At 72.0% G+C, this 22642-nt stretch carries 16 protein-coding genes and 1 pseudogene; 11 read left to right on the top strand and 6 right to left on the bottom strand.

What is annotated here, in order from left to right:
• Window positions 1-56: 56 nt before the first annotated feature.
• Window positions 57-641: pseudogene (locus tag AC0682_RS25030) on the bottom strand (pyruvate formate lyase family protein); the annotation flags it as partial.
• Window positions 642-1116: 475 nt separating this feature from the next.
• Between AC0682_RS25030 and AC0682_RS25035 the strand changes: the two are divergent.
• The 6 genes from AC0682_RS25035 to AC0682_RS25060 all read left to right on the top strand — a co-directional run bounded on the left by AC0682_RS25035 (window position 1117) and on the right by AC0682_RS25060 (window position 10631).
• Window positions 1117-4815: a nitrate reductase subunit alpha gene (locus tag AC0682_RS25035; protein WP_478535201.1), complete on the top strand. Its 3699-nt coding sequence runs from the start codon at window positions 1117-1119 to the stop codon at window positions 4813-4815.
• A gap of 1 nt (window position 4816) precedes the next feature.
• Window positions 4817-6349, top strand: a complete 1533-nt coding sequence (narH, locus tag AC0682_RS25040) for a nitrate reductase subunit beta (protein WP_478535202.1) — start codon at window positions 4817-4819, stop codon at window positions 6347-6349.
• Window positions 6346-7143, top strand: a complete 798-nt coding sequence (narJ, locus tag AC0682_RS25045; RefSeq protein WP_478535203.1) for a nitrate reductase molybdenum cofactor assembly chaperone — start codon at window positions 6346-6348, stop codon at window positions 7141-7143. The genes narH and narJ overlap by 4 nt, the downstream gene beginning before the upstream one ends.
• Window positions 7140-7916, top strand: coding sequence for a respiratory nitrate reductase subunit gamma (gene narI / locus AC0682_RS25050; RefSeq protein WP_478535204.1), 777 nt, complete (start codon window positions 7140-7142; stop codon window positions 7914-7916). Before narJ ends, narI begins: the two co-directional genes overlap by 4 nt.
• Before the next feature lie 292 nt (window positions 7917-8208).
• The gene (locus AC0682_RS25055; RefSeq protein ID WP_478535205.1) at window positions 8209-9414 is read left to right on the top strand and encodes a globin domain-containing protein; all 1206 of its coding nucleotides are present in this window, start codon (window positions 8209-8211) and stop codon (window positions 9412-9414) included.
• A gap of 197 nt (window positions 9415-9611) precedes the next feature.
• Entirely contained in the window at window positions 9612-10631 is a 1020-nt protein-coding gene (locus AC0682_RS25060) for an Acg family FMN-binding oxidoreductase (RefSeq protein ID WP_478535206.1), read from the top strand.
• A gap of 78 nt (window positions 10632-10709) precedes the next feature.
• On the opposite strand, the gene AC0682_RS25065 is transcribed toward AC0682_RS25060, so the two are convergent.
• On the bottom strand, window positions 10710-11132 hold the full coding sequence (locus AC0682_RS25065) for a pyridoxamine 5'-phosphate oxidase family protein (RefSeq protein ID WP_478535207.1): 423 nt from the start codon (window positions 11130-11132) through the stop codon (window positions 10710-10712).
• A gap of 310 nt (window positions 11133-11442) precedes the next feature.
• On the opposite strand from AC0682_RS25065, the gene AC0682_RS25070 reads away from it, so the two are divergent.
• From AC0682_RS25070 to AC0682_RS25090, 5 genes are all read left to right on the top strand, one after another.
• Window positions 11443-12726: a nitrate/nitrite transporter gene (locus AC0682_RS25070; RefSeq protein WP_478535208.1), complete on the top strand. Its 1284-nt coding sequence runs from the start codon at window positions 11443-11445 to the stop codon at window positions 12724-12726.
• A gap of 774 nt (window positions 12727-13500) precedes the next feature.
• Complete coding sequence (locus tag AC0682_RS25075) at window positions 13501-14148, top strand: CBS domain-containing protein (RefSeq protein WP_478535209.1); 648 nt, start codon at window positions 13501-13503, stop codon at window positions 14146-14148.
• A 212-nt stretch (window positions 14149-14360) separates the two neighbouring features.
• On the top strand, window positions 14361-17003 hold the full coding sequence (gene adhE, locus AC0682_RS25080; RefSeq protein ID WP_478535210.1) for a bifunctional acetaldehyde-CoA/alcohol dehydrogenase: 2643 nt from the start codon (window positions 14361-14363) through the stop codon (window positions 17001-17003).
• Between the two features lie 318 nt (window positions 17004-17321).
• A complete protein-coding gene (locus AC0682_RS25085; RefSeq protein WP_478535211.1) occupies window positions 17322-17810 on the top strand; it encodes an N-acetyltransferase family protein in 489 nt (162 codons plus the stop codon).
• A 289-nt stretch (window positions 17811-18099) separates the two neighbouring features.
• Entirely contained in the window at window positions 18100-18408 is a 309-nt protein-coding gene (locus AC0682_RS25090) for an Rv3488 family transcriptional regulator (protein ID WP_478535212.1), read from the top strand.
• A gap of 158 nt (window positions 18409-18566) precedes the next feature.
• On the opposite strand, the gene AC0682_RS25095 is transcribed toward AC0682_RS25090, so the two are convergent.
• The 4 genes from AC0682_RS25095 to AC0682_RS25110 all read right to left on the bottom strand — a co-directional run bounded on the left by AC0682_RS25095 (window position 18567) and on the right by AC0682_RS25110 (window position 22596).
• A complete protein-coding gene (locus tag AC0682_RS25095; RefSeq protein ID WP_478535213.1) occupies window positions 18567-19844 on the bottom strand; it encodes an APC family permease in 1278 nt (425 codons plus the stop codon).
• 209 nt (window positions 19845-20053) lie between these two features.
• Window positions 20054-21115 (bottom strand): ArsO family NAD(P)H-dependent flavin-containing monooxygenase, encoded by a 1062-nt coding sequence (locus AC0682_RS25100; RefSeq protein ID WP_478535214.1) that lies wholly within the window; start codon window positions 21113-21115, stop codon window positions 20054-20056.
• A gap of 72 nt (window positions 21116-21187) precedes the next feature.
• Complete coding sequence (gene arsB, locus AC0682_RS25105; protein WP_478535215.1) at window positions 21188-22291, bottom strand: ACR3 family arsenite efflux transporter; 1104 nt, start codon at window positions 22289-22291, stop codon at window positions 21188-21190.
• On the bottom strand, window positions 22288-22596 hold the full coding sequence (locus tag AC0682_RS25110) for an ArsR/SmtB family transcription factor (protein WP_478535216.1): 309 nt from the start codon (window positions 22594-22596) through the stop codon (window positions 22288-22290). Before AC0682_RS25110 ends, arsB begins: the two co-directional genes overlap by 4 nt.
• Window positions 22597-22642: the final 46 nt, after the last annotated feature.

Consider the following 22642-nt stretch of genomic DNA (forward strand, 5'->3'; position numbering starts at 1 on the left):
GGGGGGGGGGGGGGTGGGGGGGCGGGGGGCCCCCCCCCCCCCCCCTCCCCCCCCCCGAGCCGGTCGGTGCCGTAGAGGGCGACGCGCCGGTAGTCGCCGATGATCCGGCCGCGACCGTAGGAGTCCGGCAGGCCGGTGATGATGCCGACCCTGCGGGCGGCGCGCATCGCCGGGGTGTAGGCGTCGAACACGCCGGCGTTGTGGGTCTTGCGGTAGGTGTCGAACACCCTCGTCACGAACGGGTCGGGCTCGTAGCCGTACGCCTTCAGCCCGTTCTCCACCATGCGCAGACCGCCGTTGGGCATGATCGCCCGCTTCAGCGGCGCGTCGGTCTGCAGGCCGACGATCAGCTCGCGGTCGCGGTCGATCCAGCCGGGGGCGTGCGAGGTGATGGTGGAAGGGGTGGCGGTGTCCACGTCGGCGATGCCCTTGCGCCGCTCCTCGGGGAACAGCGCGCTGACCTTCTCCCATACCGCCCGTGTGCGGTCCGTGGCGCCGGTCAGGAAGGAGGCGTCGCCCTCGTAGGGCGTGTAGTTGGCCTGGATGAAGTCGCGCACATCGATGCGCGCACGCCACCCGCTCCCCGTGAACTGCCGCCAGGCGTCGGCGGTCCGGGGCGCGGCTGTCACCGTCGCGGTCATCGCAGGTCCTCTCCTCGGACGGTCTTGTCACTGCCGATACTCGTCGTGCGGTGAGGCGGCGGGCAGTGCCGGTCAGGGCACCGGGCGGACCCCGGGCGGCCCCGACCGGCGGGACCTTCGGCCTGCCGGGGACCCAGGGCGGAGGCTGTCGGAGCGGATCCCCCGGGGGCGCGTCCAGCGGGGCCCGGGCGCGCCCGCCGCCTCCTCCCCGCTTCCGCGTCGCGGACGCCGGCCAGGTGGTGGGCGGGGGCCCGGCCGTCCGGCGGGCACGGAGGGCGGTGGCGCACGCGGGCATCCGCGGTTCGGTCATCGGCCGGCACGCACCCGGGCTCCGTGGTCCCTCTCGACGACCGGGGGACCCCGCGCACGGTACCGATGGTCCCGGTCGCGGCCCGCCGGATGGGGCTGGAAGGCCATCCGGCAGGGACCGCCGGCCCAGGCGCGCCGCTGTCCGCGGCCCATAGCGTTCCCCGGCATGGAGAACGACCAGAACGCACGGCGCAAGGCGTCGTCCACCGGGGCGGGCTGGCCGCTGACGGCCCGCAGACTGCTGACCCGCCGCGAGGTGTCGGCCGACGGCCGGGCCGTGTTCGGCGAAGGCGACCCGAGGTGGGAGAGCTTCTACCGGGACCGGTGGGCCCACGACAGGGTGGTGCGTTCCACGCACGGGGTCAACTGCACCGGCTCCTGTTCGTGGATGGTGTACGTGAAGGACGGCATCATCACGTGGGAGCACCAGGCCACCGACTACCCGTCCATCGGCGCGGACTGCCCCGAGTACGAGCCCCGTGGCTGCCCGCGCGGGGCGTCCTTCTCCTGGTACACCTACTCGCCCAGCAGGGTCCGCTACCCGTACGTGCGCGGCGCGCTGCTGAAAATGTGGCGTGAGGCCCGCAAGCGCCTGGGTGACCCGGTGGCGGCCTGGGCCGAGATCACCGGCGACCCGGCCAAGGCCCGTGCGTACAAGCGGGCGCGCGGCAAGGGCGGGCTGGTGCGCGCCGACTGGGAGGAGGTCGGCGAGCTGATCGCCGCCGCCCAGGTGCACACCGTCAAGGAGTACGGCCCCGACCGCGTCGCCGGCTTCTCGCCGATACCCGCGATGTCCATGGCGTCGTTCGCGGCCGGTGCGCGGTTCCACTCGCTGATCGGCGGCACCCTGCTGTCCTTCTACGACTGGTACGCCGACCTGCCGATCGCCTCGCCGCAGGTCTTCGGCGACCAGACCGACGTGCCGGAGGCCGCGGACTGGTGGAACGCCGGCTATCTGATCATGTGGGGCTCCAACATCCCCGTGACCCGCACGCCCGACGCGCACTTCCTCACCGAGACCCGGTACAACGGCACCAAGGTCGTCGCGGTCAGCCCCGACTACGCCGACAACGTCAAGCACGCCGACGAGTGGGTGGCCCCGCACCCCGGCACCGACGGGGCGCTGGCGATGGCCATGGGCCACGTGATCCTGCGCGAGTTCCTCGTCGACCGCGAAGTCCCCTACTTCCGGGACTACCTGCGCGCCTTCACCGACGCTCCGTTCCTGGTGACCTTGCGCGAGCACGAGCACGGTCTCGTCCCGGACGGGTTCCTGACGGCGGCCGACCTGGGCCACGACGAGGAGAACGCCCACTCCAAGACCGTCCTCCTCGACTCGGCCACCGGCGAGCCGGTCGTGCCGAACGGCTCGCTCGGCTTCCGCTGGGGGGAGACGGGTGAGGGCCGGTGGAACCTCGACCTCGGCGAGGTGGTACCCGAACTGACGCTGCTGGAAAGGGCGGAGGAGGCGGCCGAGGTGGCACTGCCCCGTTTCGACGAGGGTGCCACCGAGGGTGGCTCCACGATGCTGCGCGGGGTGCCGGTGCGCCGGGTCGCGGGGCGGCTGGTCACCACGGTCTTCGATCTGATGCTGGCCCAGTACGGCGTGGCACGCCCCGGACTTCCTGGCAGCTGGCCCACCGGGTACGACGACGCGAGCCAGCCGTACACACCGGCCTGGCAGGAGACGGTCACCTCGGTCCCGGCGGTGCAGGCGGCCCGCATCGGCCGGGAGTTCGCCCGCAACGCGGAGCGGACCCAGGGCCGTTCGATGATCGCGATGGGTGCGGGCACCAACCACTGGTTCCACTCCGACACCATCTACCGGGCGTTCCTGGCACTGACGACGATGACGGGCTGCCAGGGTGTCAACGGTGGGGGCTGGGCGCACTACGTGGGGCAGGAGAAGGTGCGCCCGGTCACCGGGCAGCAGCACCTGTCGTTCGCCTTCGACTGGCAGCGTCCCACCCGGCACATGGCGGGCACGTCGTACTGGTACCTCAACTCCGACCAGTGGCGCTACGAGGCGTTCGGGCCCGACGAGCTGGCCTCGCCCCTCGGCAGCGGCCGGTTCAAGGGCAAGGCGTTCGCGGACGCTCTCGCGCAGGCCGTGCGGCTGGGCTGGACGCCCGGCCACCCCGGTTTCAACCGCAACCCCCTCGACGTCACGGACGAGGCGGCCGCCGCGGGCCGGCCGGTCGCCGAGCACATCGTCGACGAACTCGTGTCCGGCAGGCTGCGGTTCGCTGCCGAGGACCCGGACGACCCGGCGAACTTCCCCCGGGTGCTGACCGTGTGGCGGGCCAACCTGCTGGGCTCGTCCGGCAAGGGCAACGAGTACTTCCTGCGGCACCTGCTGGGCACCGACGCGGCCGTACGCTCCGAGGAGACCCCGCCCGAGGGGCGCCCGAAGGACGTGGTGTGGCGGGAGGAGGCCCCCGAGGGCAAGCTCGACCTGCTGGTCACGATGGACTTCCGGATGACCTCCACCGGTCTGCTCTCCGACGTCGTCCTGCCGGCCGCGACCTGGTACGAGAAGGACGACCTGTCCACCACGGACATGCACCCCTTCGTGCACGCCTTCACCCCGGCCATCGCCCCTCCCTGGCAGGCCCGCACCGACTACGACACCTTCCTGACCATGGCCGACAGGTTCAGTGAGCTGGCCGCCGAGCACCTGGGCACCCGTACCGACGTCATCGCCGTGCCGCTGCTGCACGACACGCCCGACGAACTCGCCCAGCCCGGCGGGACCGTACGGGACTGGAAGAACGGCGAGTGCGAGCCGGTCCCCGGGCGTACCATGCCCAAGCTCGTCGTCGTCGAACGGGACTACGCGGCCGTGGCGCAGAAGATGCGCGCCGTCGGCCCGCTGCTGGACACCCTGGGCACCACCACCAAGGGCGTCACCGTCCACCCGGACAAGGAGATCGACGAGCTGCGGCGTCACAACGGCGCCGTCCGGGAGGGGATCGCCGCCGGGCGGCCCTCCCTCGCCACCGCCTCCGACATGTGCGAGGCGATCCTCGCCCTGTCCGGCACCACCAACGGGCGCCTGGCCACCGAGGGCTTCCGGGAGCTGGAGCGACGGACCGGCAGCGAGGGCCTGGTGGGCCTGGCCTCCGAACGCGAGGCGGAGCGCATCACGTTCGCCGACACCCGCACCCAACCGCGCGGGGTCATCACCTCGTACGAATGGTCGGGTTCGGAGACGGGTGGACGCCGCTACTCACCGTTCGTCATCAACACCGAGCACAAGAAGCCGTGGCACACGCTCACCGGACGCCAGCACTTCTTCGTCCAGCACGACTGGATAGCCGAGCTGGGCGAACAACTCCCGGTCTATCGGCCCCCGTTGAACGCTCCACGGCACTACGGCGACCAGCACCTGCACGACGAGGGGCGCGCCGAGGTCACCGTCCGCTACCTGACCCCGCACTCCAAGTGGTCCATCCACTCGAACTACCAGGACAACAAGTACATGCTCGACCTGTCCCGCGGCGGCCCGACGATCTGGATGTCCACCCCCGACGCCGAGAAGATCGGCGTGAAGGACAACGAGTGGATCGAGGCGTACAACCGCAACGGCGTCGTCGCCGCCCGCGCCGTGGTCACCCACCGCATGCCCGAGGGCACCGTCTACATGCACCACGCCCAGGACCGCAACGTGAACGTTCCGAAGACCGAGGTCAGCGGCAGACGGGGCGGCATCCACAACTCGCTCACCCGTCTCCTGCTGAAGCCCACCCATCTGGCGGGCGGCTACGCCCAGTTCACCTACGCCTTCAACTACTACGGCCCGACCGGCAACCAGCGCGACGAGGTCACCGTCATCCGCCGCCGCGGCCAGCAAGTGGAGTACTGACATGCGCGTCATGGCACAGATCGCGATGGTGATGAACCTCGACAAGTGCATCGGCTGCCACACCTGCTCGGTCACCTGCAAGCAGACGTGGACCAACCGCACGGGTGTCGAGTACGCCTGGTTCAACAACGTCGAGACCAAGCCGGGTGTCGGCTACCCACGCCGCTACGAGGACCAGGAGCACGGGAAGGGCGGCTGGATGCTCGACCGGCGCGGACGTCTCGTCCTGCGCTCCGGGGGCAGGGTCAAGCGGCTCCTCTCGCTGTTCTCCAACCCCGACCTGCCGTCCATCGAGGACTACTACGAGCCGGTCACCTACGACTACGACAACCTCCTCAACGCCCCGGCGGGCAAGGACATGCCCGTGGCCCGCCCGCGTTCCGTCCTCACCGGCAAGCCCACCGCCATCACCTGGGGCGCCAACTGGGAGGACGGTCTCGGCGGCGCTCCGGAGAACGCCGGCGGCGACCCGAACCTGACCGGCGAGTGGGCCGAGAAGGTGAGGTTCGAGTTCGAGCAGACCTTCCTCTTCCACCTGCCGCGTCTGTGCGAACACTGCCTCAACCCGGCCTGTGTTTCGGGCTGTCCGTCCGGGGCCGTGTACAAGCGGGTCGAGGACGGCATCGTCCTGGTCGACCAGGACAGGTGCCGCGGATGGCGGATGTGCGTGACGGCGTGCCCGTACAAGAAGGTGTACGTCAACCATGTCACCGGCAAGGCCGAGAAGTGCACCTTCTGCTTCCCGCGCATCGAGGCCGGCCAGCCCACCGTCTGCTCCGAGACCTGCGTGGGACGGCTGCGCTACCTCGGGCTGCTGCTCTACGACGCCGACCGGGTCGGCGAGGCCGCAGCCACTCCCGACGAGAAGGACCTCCTCGACGCCCAGCGCGGGGTCTTCCTCGATCCGCGCGACCCCGACGTGATCGCGGCGGCACGGGAAGCCGGGATCCCCGAGGACTGGCTGGCCGCGGCCCGCCACTCCCCCGTGTACGACCTCGTCGTCCGGTACAGGGTCGCGCTGCCGCTCCACCCGGAGTACCGCACCCTCCCCATGGTCTGGTACGTACCGCCGCTCTCCCCCGTGCTGGACGCCGTGGACGCCGCGGGCGGAAACCAGGACGACCCCGACCACGTCTTCGCCGCCGTCACCCGGCTGCGCATCCCGCTGGAGTACCTGGCGGAGCTGTTCAGCGCCGGGGACGCCGACGTGGTCGCCGGGGTGCTGATGAAACTCACGGCCCTGCGCTCCTCCATGCGCGAGCGCGCCCTCGGCGAGGACGGCGACGAAGCCGTGCTCAAGGCGGTCGGCCTCACCGCCCAGGAGGCCACCGACCTGCACCGGCTGCTCGCCGTCGCCAAGTACGAGGACCGCTACGTCGTCCCCGCAGCCCACAGGGAAGACGCCGCCGCGCTGACCGCCATGGAGGACCGCTGCCCCGTCGAGTCCTCCGGCGAGCCCACGGAGGCCGGAGGACGACGGGTGATGCTCGGCATCCCCACCCTGCGCCGCAGGACCACCGGAGGCCACGCGTGAGCCCGCTGCCCGCAAGCGTTCCCGCCCTCGTCCGCACCCGCATCCGGGCGGCCGTCCGCCGCCCGGCCCGGCTCACGCCCGAGGAGCGGGAGGAGCGCGCCCTGCTGCTGCGGCTCTGCTCGCTGCTGCTCCAGTACCCGGACGAGGAACTCGGCGCCTCCGCCGCGCAGTTGGCGGGCACCGTCGAGGCGCTGCCGCCCTCGCCCGCCGCCGCCCATCTGGCCGACTTCACCACCTGGCTCACGGGGCAGGAGACGGACGCCGTCGAGCGGCACTACGTCGAGACGTTCGACCTGCGCCGCAGGAGCAGCCTCTACCTCACCTACTACCTGCACGGCGACACCCGCCGACGCGGGATGGCCCTGCTCACCCTGAAACAGCGCTACCGGGCCACCGGCTGGGACGTCGACGGGGGTGAACTGCCCGACCACCTACCGGTCGTGCTGGAGTTCGCCGCTCTGACCGGCCCGGGCGGCGGCGAAGCGCCGCTGCGCCAGCACCGGCGAGGGCTGGAGCTGATCAACCGGGCGCTCACCGAAGCCGAATCGCCGTACCGGCACGTCATGACCGCGCTGCTCACCCTGCTGCCGCCGCCCACCGACGCGGACCGTGCGGCGGTGGCCCAGCTCATCGCCGAGGGGCCGCCCGAGGAGGAGGTAGGCGTCCACCCCTACGGCACGTACGGGGAGGGGGAGTTCGCCCCTCCGGGCACCTTCGTACCGCCGACGGCCGCTCCGCCGACCCGTGTGCCGCCCGCCGATCCGACCACCACCCGTAGGGAAGGCACCCGATGAACGCCGTACTCCTCTCCCCGTCGGCCGCACCGGCGGTGAGCGGCACCGACCTCCTGCTGTGGGTCGCCGTTCCCTACGTCTGCCTCGCGGTGTTCGTCGCCGGGCACGTCTGGCGCTACCGCCAGGACCAGTTCGGCTGGACCACGCACACCAGCCAGCTCCTCGAACACCGCTGGCTGCGCTGGGGCAGTCCGCTGTTCCACCTCGGCGCCTTCCTGGTGATCGCCGGCCATGTCGTGGGCCTCGCCGTTCCCGACTCGTGGACGGAGGCCGTCGGCATGTCCGAGCACGCCTACCACACCACCGCCGTCTGGGCGGGTTCGGTGGCGGGCGTGGCCATGGTCGCCGGGCTCGGCATGCTGTGCGCCCGCCGGCTGCTCAACCGAACGGTCCGCCTCGGCACCGACCGCAGCGACAAGCTGCTCTTCCCCCTGCTGTCGGCGACCGTCCTGCTCGGCATCGCCGCGACCGCCGCCCACAACGTCTTCGGCGCCGGCTACGACTACCGCTCCACCGTCTCCGTGTGGTTCCGCGGCCTGTTCGTCCTCCAGCCGCAGCCCGAGGCGATCGTCGGGGCGCCCCTGCTGTTCCAACTGCACGCCCTGACCGCCTTCATCCTCTTCGCCGCCTGGCCGTTCACCCGGCTGGTGCACGTGTGGAGCGCCCCGGTCGGGTACCTCGCCCGGCCGTATCTCGTCTACCGCAGGCAGGCGGCACCGGCAGGGGCCCGGGGCCGAGGGCGGTCGGCTTCCGGCTCCCGGTGGGAGGAGTGAAGCACGGGCCCGCGCTCGCCCCGACGACCCCCTGCCGCTGTACGCCGATGACGCGCCGGCCAGGCCGCGCTCCGGCCCCGGTGGCCGGGTGCGCACGCACGGCACGTTCCGGACGGTCGGTGGCAGGGCCTCCGCGTTCACGCGACCCGGCCGGCGGGTCCGTTGCCGGACGCCGGGACGCACCCGAGCCGGTCGGCCCCGCCAGGAAGGCCGATCGGCCCATCTGGCCCGGGGCCCGGGTGGCCAGGATGGTGAGTGCACCCCCCTGCACACCACCTTGTCGAGGAGACCCATGCTTTCGCCCGATTCGGCCGCCGTCGTCCGCGCAACCCTGCCCGCCGTCGGCGGAGCTCTGGACGAGATCACCGCTCGGTTCTACAGCACCATGTTCGCCGAGCAGCCCGGGCTGCTGGACGGGCTGTTCAACCGCGGCAACCAGGCAAACGGTGGCCAGCGCCGTGCTCTCGCCGGTTCCATCGCGGCCTTCGCGCAGGCGCTGCTCGCCGATCCGGAGACCAGACCGGACGCGCTTCTTTCCCGGATCGCCCACAAGCACGCGGCGCTCGGAGTGACCGAGGACCAGTACACGATCGTCCACACGTACCTCTTCCGCGCCATCGCGGAGGTGCTCGGCGAGGCGGTCACACCGCAGGTGGCCGCCGCCTGGGACGAGGTGTACTGGCTCATGGCCCGTGCCCTGATCGCCCAGGAGGCCCGTCTCTACCAGGAGGCACAGGTCGACCCCCGTCACCCGTGGCGGCAGTGGACGGTGGTGGAACGGCGCGAGGAGACCTCCGACGTGGTGTCCTTCCTGCTGCGCCCGGCGGACGAGGACCCCGTACCGCCCGCCCGCGCCGGGCAGTACGTCAGCGTCAGGGTGCGGCTGCCCGACGGCATGCACCAGGTGCGCCAGTACAGCCTGTCGGGCGTCCCCGGCGACCAGCTGCGCCGGATCACCGTCAAACGGGTGGCGGGCCTGTCCGACGCGCCCGAGGGCGAGGTGTCCAACCACCTGCACCGCACCGTCGGGGCCGGTGACGAACTCACCCTGTCCGCTCCGTTCGGCGATGTGGTCCTCGACGAGGGCGACAGCCCTCTGCTGCTGGTCTCGGCCGGCATCGGCTGCACGCCGATGGTCGGCATGCTCGAACACCTCGTGGCGACCGGAGCCAGCCGCCCGGTCACGGTGCTGCACGCCGATCGTTCGCCGGCGGACCATGCACTGCTCGCGGACACCCACCGCCTGGTGGGCCGTCTGCCCGCTGCCCGAGCGGAGTTCTGGTACGAGCGGAACGCCGCCGCGGAGCCCGGCGCCCACTGCGGTCCGATGGACCTCAAGGGGCTGGACCTGCCCACCGGAACGGATGTCTACCTCTGCGGCTCACTGCCGTTCATGCGGGCCGTCAGAGCACAGTTGCTCGAGTCCGGTGTCCCGGCGCGCCACATCCGCTACGAGGTCTTCGGCCCCGACCTGTGGCTGGCCCACACGGAAGGCTGAGCGCGGACGGCACGGGCGCGTGGGGCCGGTGACCCGGCGCTCCGTGCTGTGCTCGTCGGCCCCGCCCTGCCCCCTGGATCACGCGGACCTCGGTTCGGGTCCATGCGGCGGGCGGGGAGGGGCCGTCCGCCCCTCCCGTGAGCGAGCAGGGCGGCGCAGGGTGGGTGGCACGCGAGAGCTTGTGAAGGAGAGTCGCCATGAGGACCCGGGACATCGACGCACCGGCCGTCCAGACCCTGCTGGCCGCGGCGGTGGCCGCACCGTCGATCCACAACACGCAGCCCTGGCGGTTCGGCCTGGACGCGGACAACGGATCGGTCGAAGTCCGTACCGCTGCCGGACGACGGCTGCCCCTGACCGATCCCGACCTGCGTGCACGCCACCTCTCCGTAGGAGCGGCCGTGTTCAATCTCCGGGTGGCCGCGGCGTACCTGGGCTGGGTGCCCGTCGTCCGGCTGCTGCCCGCCGAGGACGATCCCGAGCTGCTGGCAATCGTGCACCTGGCCGAGGCCGACGGGGACGGAACGCCGTCCTTGCGGCCGCTGTACGAGGCCGTCGAACGGCGGCACAGCAGCCGGCTGCCGTTCACCGGCCGCCCCGTGCCCGAGGCGATCGTGACGGAGATGGTCGCCGCGGCTCGTACGCAGGGCGCGCGCCTCGAGGTTCCCGACATCGTGCGGACCAGGCGTCTGCTGCGGTTGACCCAAGCGGGCGAGGTCCGCAACGCTTCCCACCCCGGCCGCACGGAGGAGGCGCACGGCTGGCTCAGCACCCCGGGACTCGACTGCGGGTACGGCATCCCCGTCACCGCGGTGGGCGCCCTGGACGCGTCCGGCCGGATACCGATGCGGGACTTCACCGGTCAGCTACCCGTACCGCATCTTCCTGCCCTGCCTTTCGAACGCCATGCGCAGGTGGCGCTGTTGTGGACCGCGCGGGACCGGCCGGAGGACTGGCTGCGGGCGGGCCAGGCGCTGCAACACGTGCTGCTCACGGCGACCTCGTACGGGGTCCGCACCTCGATACTGCACCAGGCGATGGAGTGGGGGGATCTGCGAGCGGCCGTGAGCGGTTCGCGGCGGAGGTGCCCGCAGCTGCTGATCCGGTTCGGGTACGGCCCCGAGGGCGGTCGCACCCCGCGCGCGGCCGCGGATGCCGCATCGTTGCGAACGCCCGGGTCGGCGGGTTCCGGTGAGGGGGCCGCCCCGTCCGGTTGACCGTGTCCCTCGGCGCTGCCGACCGGACAGACACGCTGCCGACCGGACAGACACGGGGACCCGCCCGCGGCAGCTGCCTCATCCGGTGGCGCGTGTGCCCGTGATCTCGCGACCCGAGACCAACTCGGACTCGATGCGCACGAAGACCCCGTCACGTACGGGCATCCAGGAATGCGGGCCGGACCGCGAGAGCCGTTCGTGCTCGTCGGGCTCGGCCACCACACCGGCCCGACCGGTGACGACCACGCTCCAGCCCGACCGGGTCGCCGCGCTGAACTCGTCCGCCTCGAAAGCGACCACGGCACCGTCGACGGCGTCCACGAGGTCGGAGACCGCCGAGGTGTACAGCACGACCGAGTCGTCCTCGTCCAGGACGAAGTTGACCGGGAGGACCGCGGGCAGCGCCTGCCGGGTGTACACGATCCGGCCGAGCGGCACTTCGGCCAGCAGACGAAGGCATTCCAGCCGGTCGAGAATGCGGATGGCGTCGTTCTCGAGCATCCCACCATCCTCCGCGCCGTGGTAGGAGGCCGGGTAGGGCCGGTCGGCCCTACCTGCGGGTCCTGACAGCGGACGGCCGCGATACCGCTCCGACCGATCCGGGTGAGCAGGGCGGGGCGCGGTTTCGCCCAAGGGGCCGGTCGGATGCGATGGAGGACCGTCAGCCTCGCGGCACGGGACCGTCGGCCCATGCCGTCCCGGTGCCCCGAGGACGACAGTGGCCGGGCAGTCGCAGAACCGCAGGCTGAAGCCCTGCGGATCACCTTCTGCTCATGTCGCGGAAACACAGAAAAGGGAAGAGGCGGACAGCATGGTCCAGACTTCGGCGCGGGAGAGCACCAGGACGGCGTCGGGTGCGCCGACGCCCGGCCGGGCCTGGCTGACCCTGGCCCTCGCCACCGTCGGTTTCGCCGTCAACTTCTGGGCCTGGGCGCTCCTCAGCCCGCTCGGCCCTCGGTTCAAGGACGGTCTCGACCTGTCATCGTTCGAGCAGTCGCTGCTGGTGGCGGTGCCGGTCGTCGTCGGTTCCCTGGGCCGGATCCCGGTCGGCGCACTGACCGATCGGTTCGGCGGACGGGTCATGTTCCCGATCGTGTCGGCGGCCACCATCGTCCCGGTGCTCTACCTCGGCCTGGCCGGGCACTCCTCACTCGCCGCCCTGCTCATCGGCGGGTTCTTCCTCGGTATCGGCGGAACCGCCTTCGCTGTCGGCGTTCCGCTCGTCAACGCCTGGTTCCCGCCCGAGCGGCGCGGTCTCGCCGTCGGAGTCTTCGGCGCGGGTATGGGCGGCACTGCCATCAGCGCCCTGACCACGGTGAAGCTGGTCGACGCGGCCAGCATGGCCACGCCGTTCCTGATCACCGCCGCGGTTCTCGCGGTGTACGCCACCGCCGCCGCTCTCCTGCTCCGTGACGCGCCCGGGCGGCCCCTTCCGACCGAGCCGGCCGCACGCCGCCTGGCCGCCACTCTCCGGCTGCCCATCACCTGGCAGGCGTCCGCACTGTACGCGGTTGCGTTCGGCGGCTACGTAGCCTTCTCCGTCTACCTGCCCACGTACCTCAGGACCGGCTACGGCCTCGCCCAGGCCGACGCGGCGAACCGCATGGCGGGGTTCGTTCTCCTCGCGGTGGCGATGCGCCCGTTCGGAGGCTGGCTGTCCGACCGGATCGGCCCGGTCCGCGTGCTGGCCGGCTCGCTGGCCACGGTCGTGGCCGGTGCTGTGGCCCAGGCGTTCACCCCCGCCCTGGCTCCTGTGGGCACCCTCGCCTTCCTGACCATGGCCGCCGCACTCGGCGTCGGCAGCGGGGCGACCTTCGCCCTGGTGACCCTGCGCACCCCGCCCGGCCAGGTCGGCTCGGTGACCGGAGTGGTCGGCGCCGCGGGCGGACTGGGCGGGTTCCTGCCACCGCTGCTGATGGGGTCGCTGTTCGGGCTGTACGCGTCGTACGCGGTGGGCCTCGTCCTGCTCGCGATCGTGTCCGCCGGGGCTCTGGCCTTCACTCTCACCGCCGTCCGAGCCTCGTCCGCGGACGGTGAGCGGAACTCCCGCGCCACCGGGCAGCGCGAGCCCCGCACGGCCGGCGGAACCGCGTGAGGTCCGGCGCCTCGGACGGGCGAAGGCGAACGAAGGCGACCGCCTGACCTGTCGCCTTCGCCCCCGGTGCCGTTCCGACGGGACGGGGCGAGAGGGCAGCGGGCCGACCGGCCGCCTGCCGGCCCCGGGAGGACAGCGGGCGCGTTCGCCCGGACCGGCGCCGACCGCGGCGGCCCGATCCGTCCACCCCGGGACGGACACGAAGGCCACGGACATCACGCTGTACGCCCGCGGCAAGGCTGCCGACGCCGGGAACTCCTCAGTCGTGTTGGTGACGCGGCGAAGAGCTGTACCCGCTACGAGGACGGCATGGGCCTCACCCCGACCGTCACAGCTCGCCCGGCCCGGGCGACGATGCCCTCGCCCACAAAGGAGAGGTGTCGCAAGCGGCGCACCGGGGCGACCCGGCCCTGTGACCAGGGCCCGGTCGCCCCTCCTACCAGGACCGGCCGCCCCTGGTCCGAGACTGCGGAGCGCGGCAGCCTTGAGGTGTGGCAGCAGGGCCACCGGCCGTGGGGCATCCGGGTCGCCCGGCACTGCGGTGCCCGTGAGATCCCCCTTGCGAGCGCTCTGCGAGCGGGTACCGAACGAGGCCCCCTCGACCCGTACCGAACGGGCCCACCACGGCGGTACCCGTCGGACGCCCGCACGGTCCCCGTGGCGGGGCGGCCTGAGGAAGCAGGCGTCGCCCGACGCCGGCCACGTGTGGCGGGGTGCCGGAGTCGGCCATCGGCTCCGGGTCTCCCGGCCCATGCTCATGAAGGAGAATCCATCATGCCCGCTCGCACTGTCGGTGAGGTCATGACACGGGACGTCGTGCAGGCCGGTCCCTCGACACCGTTCAAGGAGGTCGTGCGGCTCCTCGACCACCACCGGATCAGCGGACTGCCGGTGGTCGACGCCGACGACAAGGTCCTCGGTGTGCTGTCGGGGAGCGACCTGGTAGGCGCCCAGGCGTATCGGGAGGGCTCCGCTCCACCCCCGGCCGTGACCGCGCAGGACATGATGTCCAGCCCGGCCGTCACCGTGCACCCGGAGCAGTCCGTACCGGATGCCGCCCGGCTCATGGAGCGCCGCGGTGTCGAGCGGCTGCCTGTGGTCGACGAGGCCGACCGCCTGATCGGCATCGCCACGCGCCGCGACCTCCTGCGGGTCTTCCTGCGCGCGGACGAGGACATCCGCCGGGCGGTGGCCGAGGCGATCGGCGGTGGCGCGGAGGAGCTGCCACCCGACACGGTTCTCGTCTCCGTCCGCGACGGTGTCGTCACTCTCAGCGGCCAGGTGGAACGCCGCTCCCGGGTGGCGGAGATCGTTCACACCGCCTGGTGCCTCGAAGGTGTGGTCGGCGTGGTGAACACTCTGGGCTTCGGCGTCGACGACTGTGCGGCACCGGCCGGGCCCGCTCGCACCGGGAGTTCCTGACGCGCGGGGAGCGGCGTCGACCGGCGGCCCGGGGCCGACGGGCCCTACCGCCGCCGGGCCGGACGGCGTCGGCAAAGGTCCCTCCGGGTCCTCCTGCGGCAGGCGCCACCGAAGGACAGTGAGGGCAGGGAGCGGGACGGTCCACCGTCATGCCGCTCCTGGCCGGCATCGCCGCACACCACGGCGGCCCCTGACAACGGAGGCACACCACCATGACCCGACAGGACGTACGGACCGAGGACCGCGTCAGGACCGACGCCCCGTCCGACACCACGGTCGCCGTGGACCGTCTGGTCACGGACGGTCTCAAGGCGCTCGCGGACTACGAGGGCCTCGGTCAGGAACAGGTCGACCACATCGTCAAGAAGGCGTCGGTCGCAGCCCTGGACCGGCACACCGCGCTGGCCCGTCTGGCGGTCGAGGAGACGGGACGCGGGGTCTTCGAGGACAAGGCGGCCAAGAACATGTTCGCCTGTGAGTACGTCACGCACAGCATGGCCCACATGAAGACCGTCGGGGTCATCGGCCGGGACGACATCGAGAGCATGGTCGAGATCGCCGAACCGGTGGGCGTGGTGGCCGCGGTCACCCCCGTCACCAACCCGACCTCGACCACGATCTTCAAGGCACTGATGGCGCTGAAGACCCGTAATCCGGTGATCTTCGCGTTCCACCCCTCCGCCCAGCGGTGCAGCGCCGAGGCGGCCCGCGTCGTGCGGGACGCGGCCGTCGCCGCCGGTGCCCCGGAGCACTGCGTCCAGTGGATCGAGGCCCCGTCCGTCGAGGCGACCAACACGCTGATGCGGCACCCCGGAGTCTCCCTGGTCCTCGCCACCGGCGGCAACGCCATGGTCAGGGCCGCCTACTCGGCCGGCAAGCCCGCACTCGGTGTCGGCGCGGGCAACGTCCCCGCCTACGTCCACCACAGCGCCAGGCTGCGCAGGGCGGTCAACGACCTGGTGCTGTCCAAGTCCTTCGACAACGGCATGATCTGCGCCTCCGAACAGGCCGTCATCCTGGACACGGCGATCCACGACGCGGCGCTCGCCGAGTTCCGTACTCTGCACGCCCATCTGGCCACCCCGCAGGAGAAGGCGAAGCTGGAGGCCTTCCTGTTCCCGGCCACCGGCGGTTCGGGGGCCGGCTGCGAGCCCAAGGTCAACGCCGCCGCCGTCGGACAGAGCCCCGTGTGGATCGCCGAGCGGGCCGGGTTCTCGGTGCCGGAGAACACCTCGGTCATCCTGGTCGAGGCCGAACACGTCGGTCCCGACGAGCCGTTGACCCGCGAGAAGCTCTGCCCGGTCCTCGCCGTGCTGCGCGCCGAGGACGAACGTCACGGCTTCGAGCTGGCCGCCGACATGGTCGCCTTCCACGGCCAGGGCCACAGCGCCGTCATCCACACCGAGGACACGGCCGTGGCGGAGGCGTACGGCATGCGGATGAAGACCGCACGGATCATCGTCAACTCCCCCTCCTCCCAAGGGGCGATCGGCGGCATCTACAACGGGTTGCTGCCCTCACTCACCTTGGGCTGCGGCTCCTGGGGCAGCACCTCGGTCTCCAACAACGTCTCCGCCGCCCAGTTGCTGAACGTCAAGCGGGTGTCCACCCGCCGCAACAACCTCCAGTGGTTCAAGGTCCCTCCGAAGATCTACTTCGAGCCGCAGGCCATCCGCTATCTCACCTCCATGCCCGACGTCCACCGCGTCACCGTCGTCACCGACGCCACCATGACCCGTCTGGGCTTCGTCGACCGGATCAGCCGCGTCCTGCAACAGCGCCGGGAGCCGGTCACCCTCCAGATCATTGACAACGTCCAGCCCGAGCCCAGCATCGACTCCGTCCAGCACGGCGCCGACCTCATGCGGGACTTCCGCCCCGACACGATCATCGCCCTCGGCGGCGGATCCCCCATGGACGCCGCCAAGGTCATGTGGCTGCTGTACGAGCAGCCCGGCATCGACTTCGCCGACATGCGGCAGAAGTTCTCCGACATCCGCAAGCGCGCCTTCCGCTTCCCCACCCTGGGCAGGCTGGCCCGTCTGGTCTGCGTACCCACCACCTCCGGCACCGGCGCCGAGGTCACCCCCTTCGCCGTCATATCCGACCCCGCCACCGGCAAGAAGTACCCCCTGGCCGACTACGCGCTCACGCCCAGCGTGGCCATCATCGACCCCCTGCTCACCACGGTCCTGCCCCCGGCCCTCGCTGCCGACAGCGGCTTCGACGCCCTCACGCACGCCGTCGAGGCGTACGCGTCCGTCTACGCCAACGACTTCACCGACGGCCTCGCGCTGCACGCCATCCGCCTGGTCTTCGACCACCTGGAGGCAGCGGTCACCGACCGCGGGAGCGCACCGGAGGCCCGGGAGAAGATGCACAACGCCGGCACCATCGCCGGCATGGCCTTCGGCAACGCCTTCCTCGGCATCGTGCACGCCATGTCCCACACCCTCGGCGCCACCTTCCACATCGCGCACGGCCGCACCAACGCCGTGCTCCTCCCCCACGTCATCCGCTACAACGGCACCATCCCGGGGAAGTTGACCGGCTGGCCCAAGTACGAGGACTACCGCGCTCCCGAGCGGTTCCAGGACATCGCCCGCGCCCTGGGGCTGCCCGCCACCACCCCGGCCGAGGGCGTGGAGTCCCTCGCCGCGGCGGTCGAACGGCTGCGCGACGCCGTCGGCATCGAGCCGACGTTCAAGGCGCTGGGAGTCGACGAGCGGACCTTCCTGGACGCGCTGCCCCAGCAGGCTCTCAACGCCTACGAGGACCAGTGCGCACCGGCCAACCCCCGCATGCCGATGCTGGACGACATGCAGGAGCTGATGCGGACGGCCTACTACGGCTGAGCACAAGGCGGTCTCTCCGCGCGGAGGCCTCTGCCGGGGCCCAGAGAAGCCCCGGCAGAGGACCGCCCGCGGGCGCGATCGCCGTCCGGCGTGCTGCGCGGCCGAGACCGCGGGCGGAGAGACCGCCCCCACCCGTACCATCGGACGGGGTGCGGGGCGGCCGGTGCCAAGCGGCGTGAAACCCGGATTCCCGAAGCGTCACGCCTGGCGGCGGCATGCGCTTCGTGCACGCGGAGGTGCGGACCTCCGCGTTGTACGAGGTCGGCGCCCGCGGCCGGGAGCACTTCGACACCGCCCACTCGCGATCCTGGGACGACAGTGAACATCACCCCGCTCACCGCGGACCACGCCGACGAGGTCGTCGCGATCTACCAGGCCGGCATCGACGAGGGCAACGCCACCTTCGAGGCCACCGCCCCCACGTGGGCGGAGTTCGACGCGGCGAAACTGTCCGAGCACCGCTTCGCCGCCGTCGACGGGACCGGGCGGGTACTCGGCTGGATCGCCGCCTCCAAGGTCTCCGACCGGTGCGCGTACGCGGGCGTCGTCGAGCACTCGGTGTACGTGCACCCCGACGCCCGCGGGCGCGGCATCGCCTCCGCGCTGCTCACGGCGCTCGTCGACTCCACCGAGGCGGCCGGGATCTGGACCGTCCAGGCGGGTATCTTCCCCGAGAACACCGCCAGCCTGACCATCCACCAGCGCGCCGGCTTCCGGATCATCGGCACCCGTGAACGCGTGGGCCGGCACCACGGCCGCTGGCGCGACACCGTCCTCGTCGAGCGCCGCAGCCCCCGCATCGACTGACCTGGCCGGACACCCCCGACCGGCCGACACGGCGGCCGCCGTGGGGCAGGCGTGCTGGTCCTCGGCGCCTGCGGCGGCGCATCGGACGGCGCCGCGAAGCCGGTCGCGGAGGACCCGGTCCCGGCATCGGGCCCCACCGCCGGTCAGGTGCGGGCTGGTCACCGGGCGTGTCTTCGCACCGGAAGGGCGGTGGAGTTCACTGCCGGGCGGGAATCCGCCGCAGGCGCCCGTAGACTCGGAGAGCGATATCGGTTTCGTCACTACCCCTTCGGGTGGGGAGGTGGATGGAGTGCGGGAGTTCCAGCGGGGCGCGGTGCGGCTGCACATCCTGCATCACGCGGCCGAGGAGGAGATCCACGGCGCGTGGATGACCGGGGAACTGGCGCGCCACGGCTACCGGATCAGCCCCGGCACGCTCTATCCGACGCTGCACCGGCTGGAGGCCGACGGCCTGCTGTCCTCCGAACAGCGCGTCGTCGACGGCCGCACGCGGCGGGTCTACCGCGCCACGGAGGCCGGAAGGACGGCGCTCGCCGAGGACCGCAGGGCGCTCAGGGAACTGGCCCACGAAGTCCTCGGCGACGACACCGCGGACTGACCGGCCACGGCGGTCATCGGTAGGCCCGTTGCGCCTCGGGACCCCGCAGACGATCTCGAAGGCCCCGTCCAGCGGGGCGAGGAAGCGGGGGCGGGGATACCGGCCTTGTCGAATCGGCTCACGCCCTGGGTGTCGGGACGGAGGTACGTCGAGACCCCTCAGGGCTTCGGCCGGGCAGCGGCGGCGCGACGGATGCCGTAGACGACGGCGCCGAAGGCCAGCACGGCGGCCCCGGAGACGACGGAAGGGACCGGCAAAGCGCAGGCCAGGACCAGACAGCCGGCCAGCCCGACCACGGGGACGAGGCGGGGCGGACGGCCCTCGGCCCGGGTGAGCGTCCATGCGGAGGCGTTGGCGACGGCGTAGTAGGCGAGCACCCCGAACGAGGAGAACCCGATCGCCCCGCGCACGTCCGCTGTCGCGGCGAGGACCGCCACCACGGCTCCGACCACCAGCTCGGCCCGGTGGGGCACCCGGTAGCGGGGGTGGACGGCGGCCAGGGTGTGCGGCAGGTGCCGGTCCCTGGCCATCGCCAGGGCCGTACGGGAGACGCCGAGGATCAGCGCGAGCAGCGAGCCGAGCGCGGCGACGGCGGCGCCGACACGGACGACCGGGGCCAGCCAGTCGGCTCCCGCGGCCCGCGCGGCGTCCGACAGCGGCGCGGTGGTGTCCGCCAGTCGGTGCGGGCCCAGCACCAGGAGGACGCAGACGGCGACCAGGGCGTAGACGACCAGGGTGATGCCCAGCGCGATCGGGATGGCTCGGGGGATGGTGCGCGCGGGGTCGCGGACCTCCTCGCCGAGGGTGGCGATGCGGGCGTACCCGGCGAACGCGAAGAACAGCAGCCCCGCCGCCTGGAGTACGCCGCCGAACGTGGCATCCGAACCGACGTTCAGTCGCGCGGCATCCGCCCCGCCGGAGGTGAAGGCGGCGACGACCACGGCGGCGAGCACCGCCAGGACCACGGCGACGACGGTCCGGGTCAGCAACGCGGACTTCTGTACCCCGGTGTAGTTGACCGCGGTCAGCGCCACCACGGCGGCCACCGCCACCGCGTGCGCCTGCCCCGGCCACACGTACGAACCGACCGTGAGGGCCATGGCCGCGCAGGACGCCGTCTTGCCGACCACGAAGGCCCAGCCCGCGAGGTAGCCCCAGAAGTCGCCGAGCCGTTCGCGGCCGTAGACGTACGTTCCGCCGGAGGCCGGGTACCGGGCGGCCAGCCGGGCGGAGGACGTGGCGTTGCAGTACGCCACCACCGCGGCGACCGCGAGGCCGAGGAGGAGCCCGGACCCGGCGGCCTGCGCGGCCGGGGCCAGGGCGGCGAAGATCCCCGCGCCGATCATCGACCCCAGGCCGATCACCACGGCATCGGAGAGGCCGAGCCGTCGCCGCAGCTCATGCGGAACGCCGGCGGGCGTCGATGGCGTGCTCATGGCTCACTCCTCCGCGGCCCGGCCGCACCTCTTACGGATTCCGATATCGATAGACGATATATGAAGCGGCGGTCAGCACCGTCGGCCGCTGCGGCAGCGCTGAACACGCGCAGAACGGAGAGCTCCGGGGGACCCCAGCCCCGTGGACGACGACGCAGCGCCGTTCCGTCGCCGAGGGGGCGGCAGGGCCGCCCGGTCGGCCGGGGGCTTCAGGGACGTCCGAGCAGTTCCCCGATCGCCCGGGCGGCGTCGCGGGCGGGGCGGCCGACGCCGATCAGCGTGGCCGAGGCCGGGCCGGTCCAGTCGCCGTAGCCGAGCAGGTGGAGGCGGGGCTCCCGCAGGGCCTGGGTACCCGCGGTGGGGATGTGGCCGCGCGGGCCGCGCAGACCGAGCGGGGCGAGGTGGGAGAGGGCGGGGCGGAATCCGGTGCACCAGATGATCGCGTCGGCCTCCGCGGTCGTGCCGTCGGCCCGTTCGACGCCGGTCGCGGTCAGGCGGGTGAACATCGGCTGGGCCCTGAGAAGCCCCGCGTCGCGGGCTCTGCGTACGGGTGGGACGACCACGATGTCGCCGAGGGAGGCGACGCCACCGGTGTCGGTGCGCCCCTCGTCCAGGGCGCGACGACGGGAGGTCGCCGCGTCGAAGAGGGCGCGGCCGTCGATGTCGTCGGCGAGGAAGCGGGCGGGGCGCTGGGTGACCCAGGTGAGGTCGGTGTCGTACGCGAGGTCGGCGGCGATCTGCGCACCGGAGTTCCCGCCTCCGACGACGATCACCTTCTGGCCGGCGAGGTCGGCGGGCTTGCGGTAGTCCACCGTGTGGAGCTGGGTGCCCCGGAACCGCGACCGCCCGGGGACGGCGGGCAGGAAGGGGCGCCACCACGTGCCGGTGGCACTGACGACGGTACGGGCACGCCATGTCCCCGTTGGGCCCTCGACCCGGAGGCCGTCGCCGTCGCGGTGGACCGCATCGACGCGGACGGGGCGGACGACGGGGAGTTCGTAGCGCTGCTCGTAGTCGGTCAGGTAGTCGACGACATGGGCCGCGGCCGGGTACGTCTCCCCGGGCTGCGGGGGCATGATCCGGCCGGGCAGTGAGGAGTACGCGGCCGGGGAGAAGAGGCGCAGGGAGTCCCAGGTGTGCCGCCACGCACCACCCGGCGTGCTCCGGCCGTCGAGGATGACGAAGTCCAGGCCGAGGCGCCGCAGGTGGTAGCCGACCGCGAGCCCGGCCTGGCCACCGCCGATGACGACCACGTCGTGGCGCCTGTTCATGCCAGGTGATCCCTTCGTGCGCGACTGCCCCGCTGCGAGCAGCGGGGCAGTCGGATGATCCCGTACGACGTGCTACTTCCCCTGAGGGGCCGTCATCGCCGGGGCCGCGAACTTCTTCCGCCAGGCCAGCGAGACGTACACCAGCGCCACGAGGACGGGGACCTCGATGAGCGGGCCGACGACGCCGGAGAGGGCCTGGCCGGAGGTGACGCCGAAGGTGGCGATGGCGACCGCGATGGCGAGCTCGAAGTTGTTGCCCGCGGCGGTGAAGGCCAGCGTGGCGGTCCGGTCGTAGTTCAGGCCGATCGCCTTGCCGAGCAGGAAGGTTCCGAACCACATCACGGCGAAGTAGACGAGCAGCGGCACCGCGATGCGGACGACGTCCAGGGGCTGGGAGGTGATGGTCTTCCCCTGGAGGGCGAAGAGGATGACGATGGTGAAGAGCAGGCCGTACAGGGCCCAGGGCCCGATCCTGGGCAGGAACTTCTGCTCGTAGGACTGGCGGCCCATCGTGTTCTCGCCGATACGGCGGGTCAGGAAGCCGGCGACCAGCGGGACGCCGAGGAAGATGACGACGTTGAGCGCGATCTTCCACATGGAGATGTCGAGCGTCTCGCCGGCTCCGAGGCCGAGCCAGCCGGGCAGCAGGTCGAGGTAGAACCAGCCCAGGACACCGAAGGCGATGACCTGGAAGACGGAGTTCAGGGCGACGAGGACGGCCGCCGCCTCGCGGTCGCCGCAGGCGAGGTCGTTCCAGATGATGACCATGGCGATGCAGCGGGCCAGGCCGACGATGATCAGGCCGGTGCGGTACTCGGGCAGGTCCGGCAGGAAGATCCAGGCCAGCGCGAACATGAGCGCCGGGCCGAGGACCCAGTTGACGACCAGCGAGGAGACCATCAGCTTGCGGTCGCCGGTGACGGCGTCGAGCTTGTCGTAGCGGACCTTGGCCAGGACCGGGTACATCATGATCAGCAGGCCCACGGCGATGGGCAGGGAGATGCCGCCGATCTCGACCTTGGCGAGCGCGTCGTTCAGGCCGGGGATCAGCCTGCCGAGCCCGAGGCCGAGACCCATGGCGATCAGGATCCAGACGGCGAGGAAGCGGTCGAGCGTCGAAAGCTTCGCGACGACCGAGGGCTCCTCGGTCGTCGCGGGCGCTTGGGTGGGGGTCACGGACAGGCCCTCTTGTTCTCGGCTGCGGTACGGGCGGACTCGGCCAGGTCGGCGAACTGGCCGGCAAGGGAGGCGATGACGTCCGGGCGGAGCTTGTAGTAGGTGAAGCGGCCGCAGGGCTCGGTCTCCACGACTCCGGCCTCGCGCAGCACTCTCAGATGGTTGGAGAGATTGGTCTGCCGGGCACCGGTCTCCTCCACGAGGTGGGTGGTGCAGAGCATCTCGCGGGCGAGCAGGGTCACGATCCGCAGGCGCAACGGATCACCCAGCACCCGGATCAGTTCAGTGTCGACTGACGTCATCATGGACTGATACTCTCACATCAGTGGTGGATGACACCACCGGGTGCTG

The organism is Streptomyces sp. NPDC043746 (assembly GCF_056436485.1).

Bases quoted from the DNA above. Each gene is read 5' to 3' on its own strand.
- AC0682_RS25035 (WP_478535201.1), top strand. From the start codon at position 1,117: ATGGAGAACGACCAGAACGCACGGCGCAAGGCGTCGTCCACCGGGGCG.
- narH (WP_478535202.1), top strand. From the start codon at position 4,817: ATGCGCGTCATGGCACAGATCGCGATGGTGATGAACCTCGACAAGTGC.
- narI (WP_478535204.1), top strand. From the start codon at position 7,140: ATGAACGCCGTACTCCTCTCCCCGTCGGCCGCACCGGCGGTGAGCGGC.
- AC0682_RS25055 (WP_478535205.1), top strand. From the start codon at position 8,209: ATGCTTTCGCCCGATTCGGCCGCCGTCGTCCGCGCAACCCTGCCCGCC.
- AC0682_RS25060 (WP_478535206.1), top strand. From the start codon at position 9,612: ATGAGGACCCGGGACATCGACGCACCGGCCGTCCAGACCCTGCTGGCC.
- AC0682_RS25065 (WP_478535207.1), bottom strand. From the start codon at position 11,132: ATGCTCGAGAACGACGCCATCCGCATTCTCGACCGGCTGGAATGCCTT.
- AC0682_RS25070 (WP_478535208.1), top strand. From the start codon at position 11,443: ATGGTCCAGACTTCGGCGCGGGAGAGCACCAGGACGGCGTCGGGTGCG.
- AC0682_RS25075 (WP_478535209.1), top strand. From the start codon at position 13,501: ATGCCCGCTCGCACTGTCGGTGAGGTCATGACACGGGACGTCGTGCAG.
- adhE (WP_478535210.1), top strand. From the start codon at position 14,361: ATGACCCGACAGGACGTACGGACCGAGGACCGCGTCAGGACCGACGCC.
- AC0682_RS25095 (WP_478535213.1), bottom strand. From the start codon at position 19,844: ATGAGCACGCCATCGACGCCCGCCGGCGTTCCGCATGAGCTGCGGCGA.
- AC0682_RS25100 (WP_478535214.1), bottom strand. From the start codon at position 21,115: ATGAACAGGCGCCACGACGTGGTCGTCATCGGCGGTGGCCAGGCCGGG.
- AC0682_RS25110 (WP_478535216.1), bottom strand. From the start codon at position 22,596: ATGATGACGTCAGTCGACACTGAACTGATCCGGGTGCTGGGTGATCCG.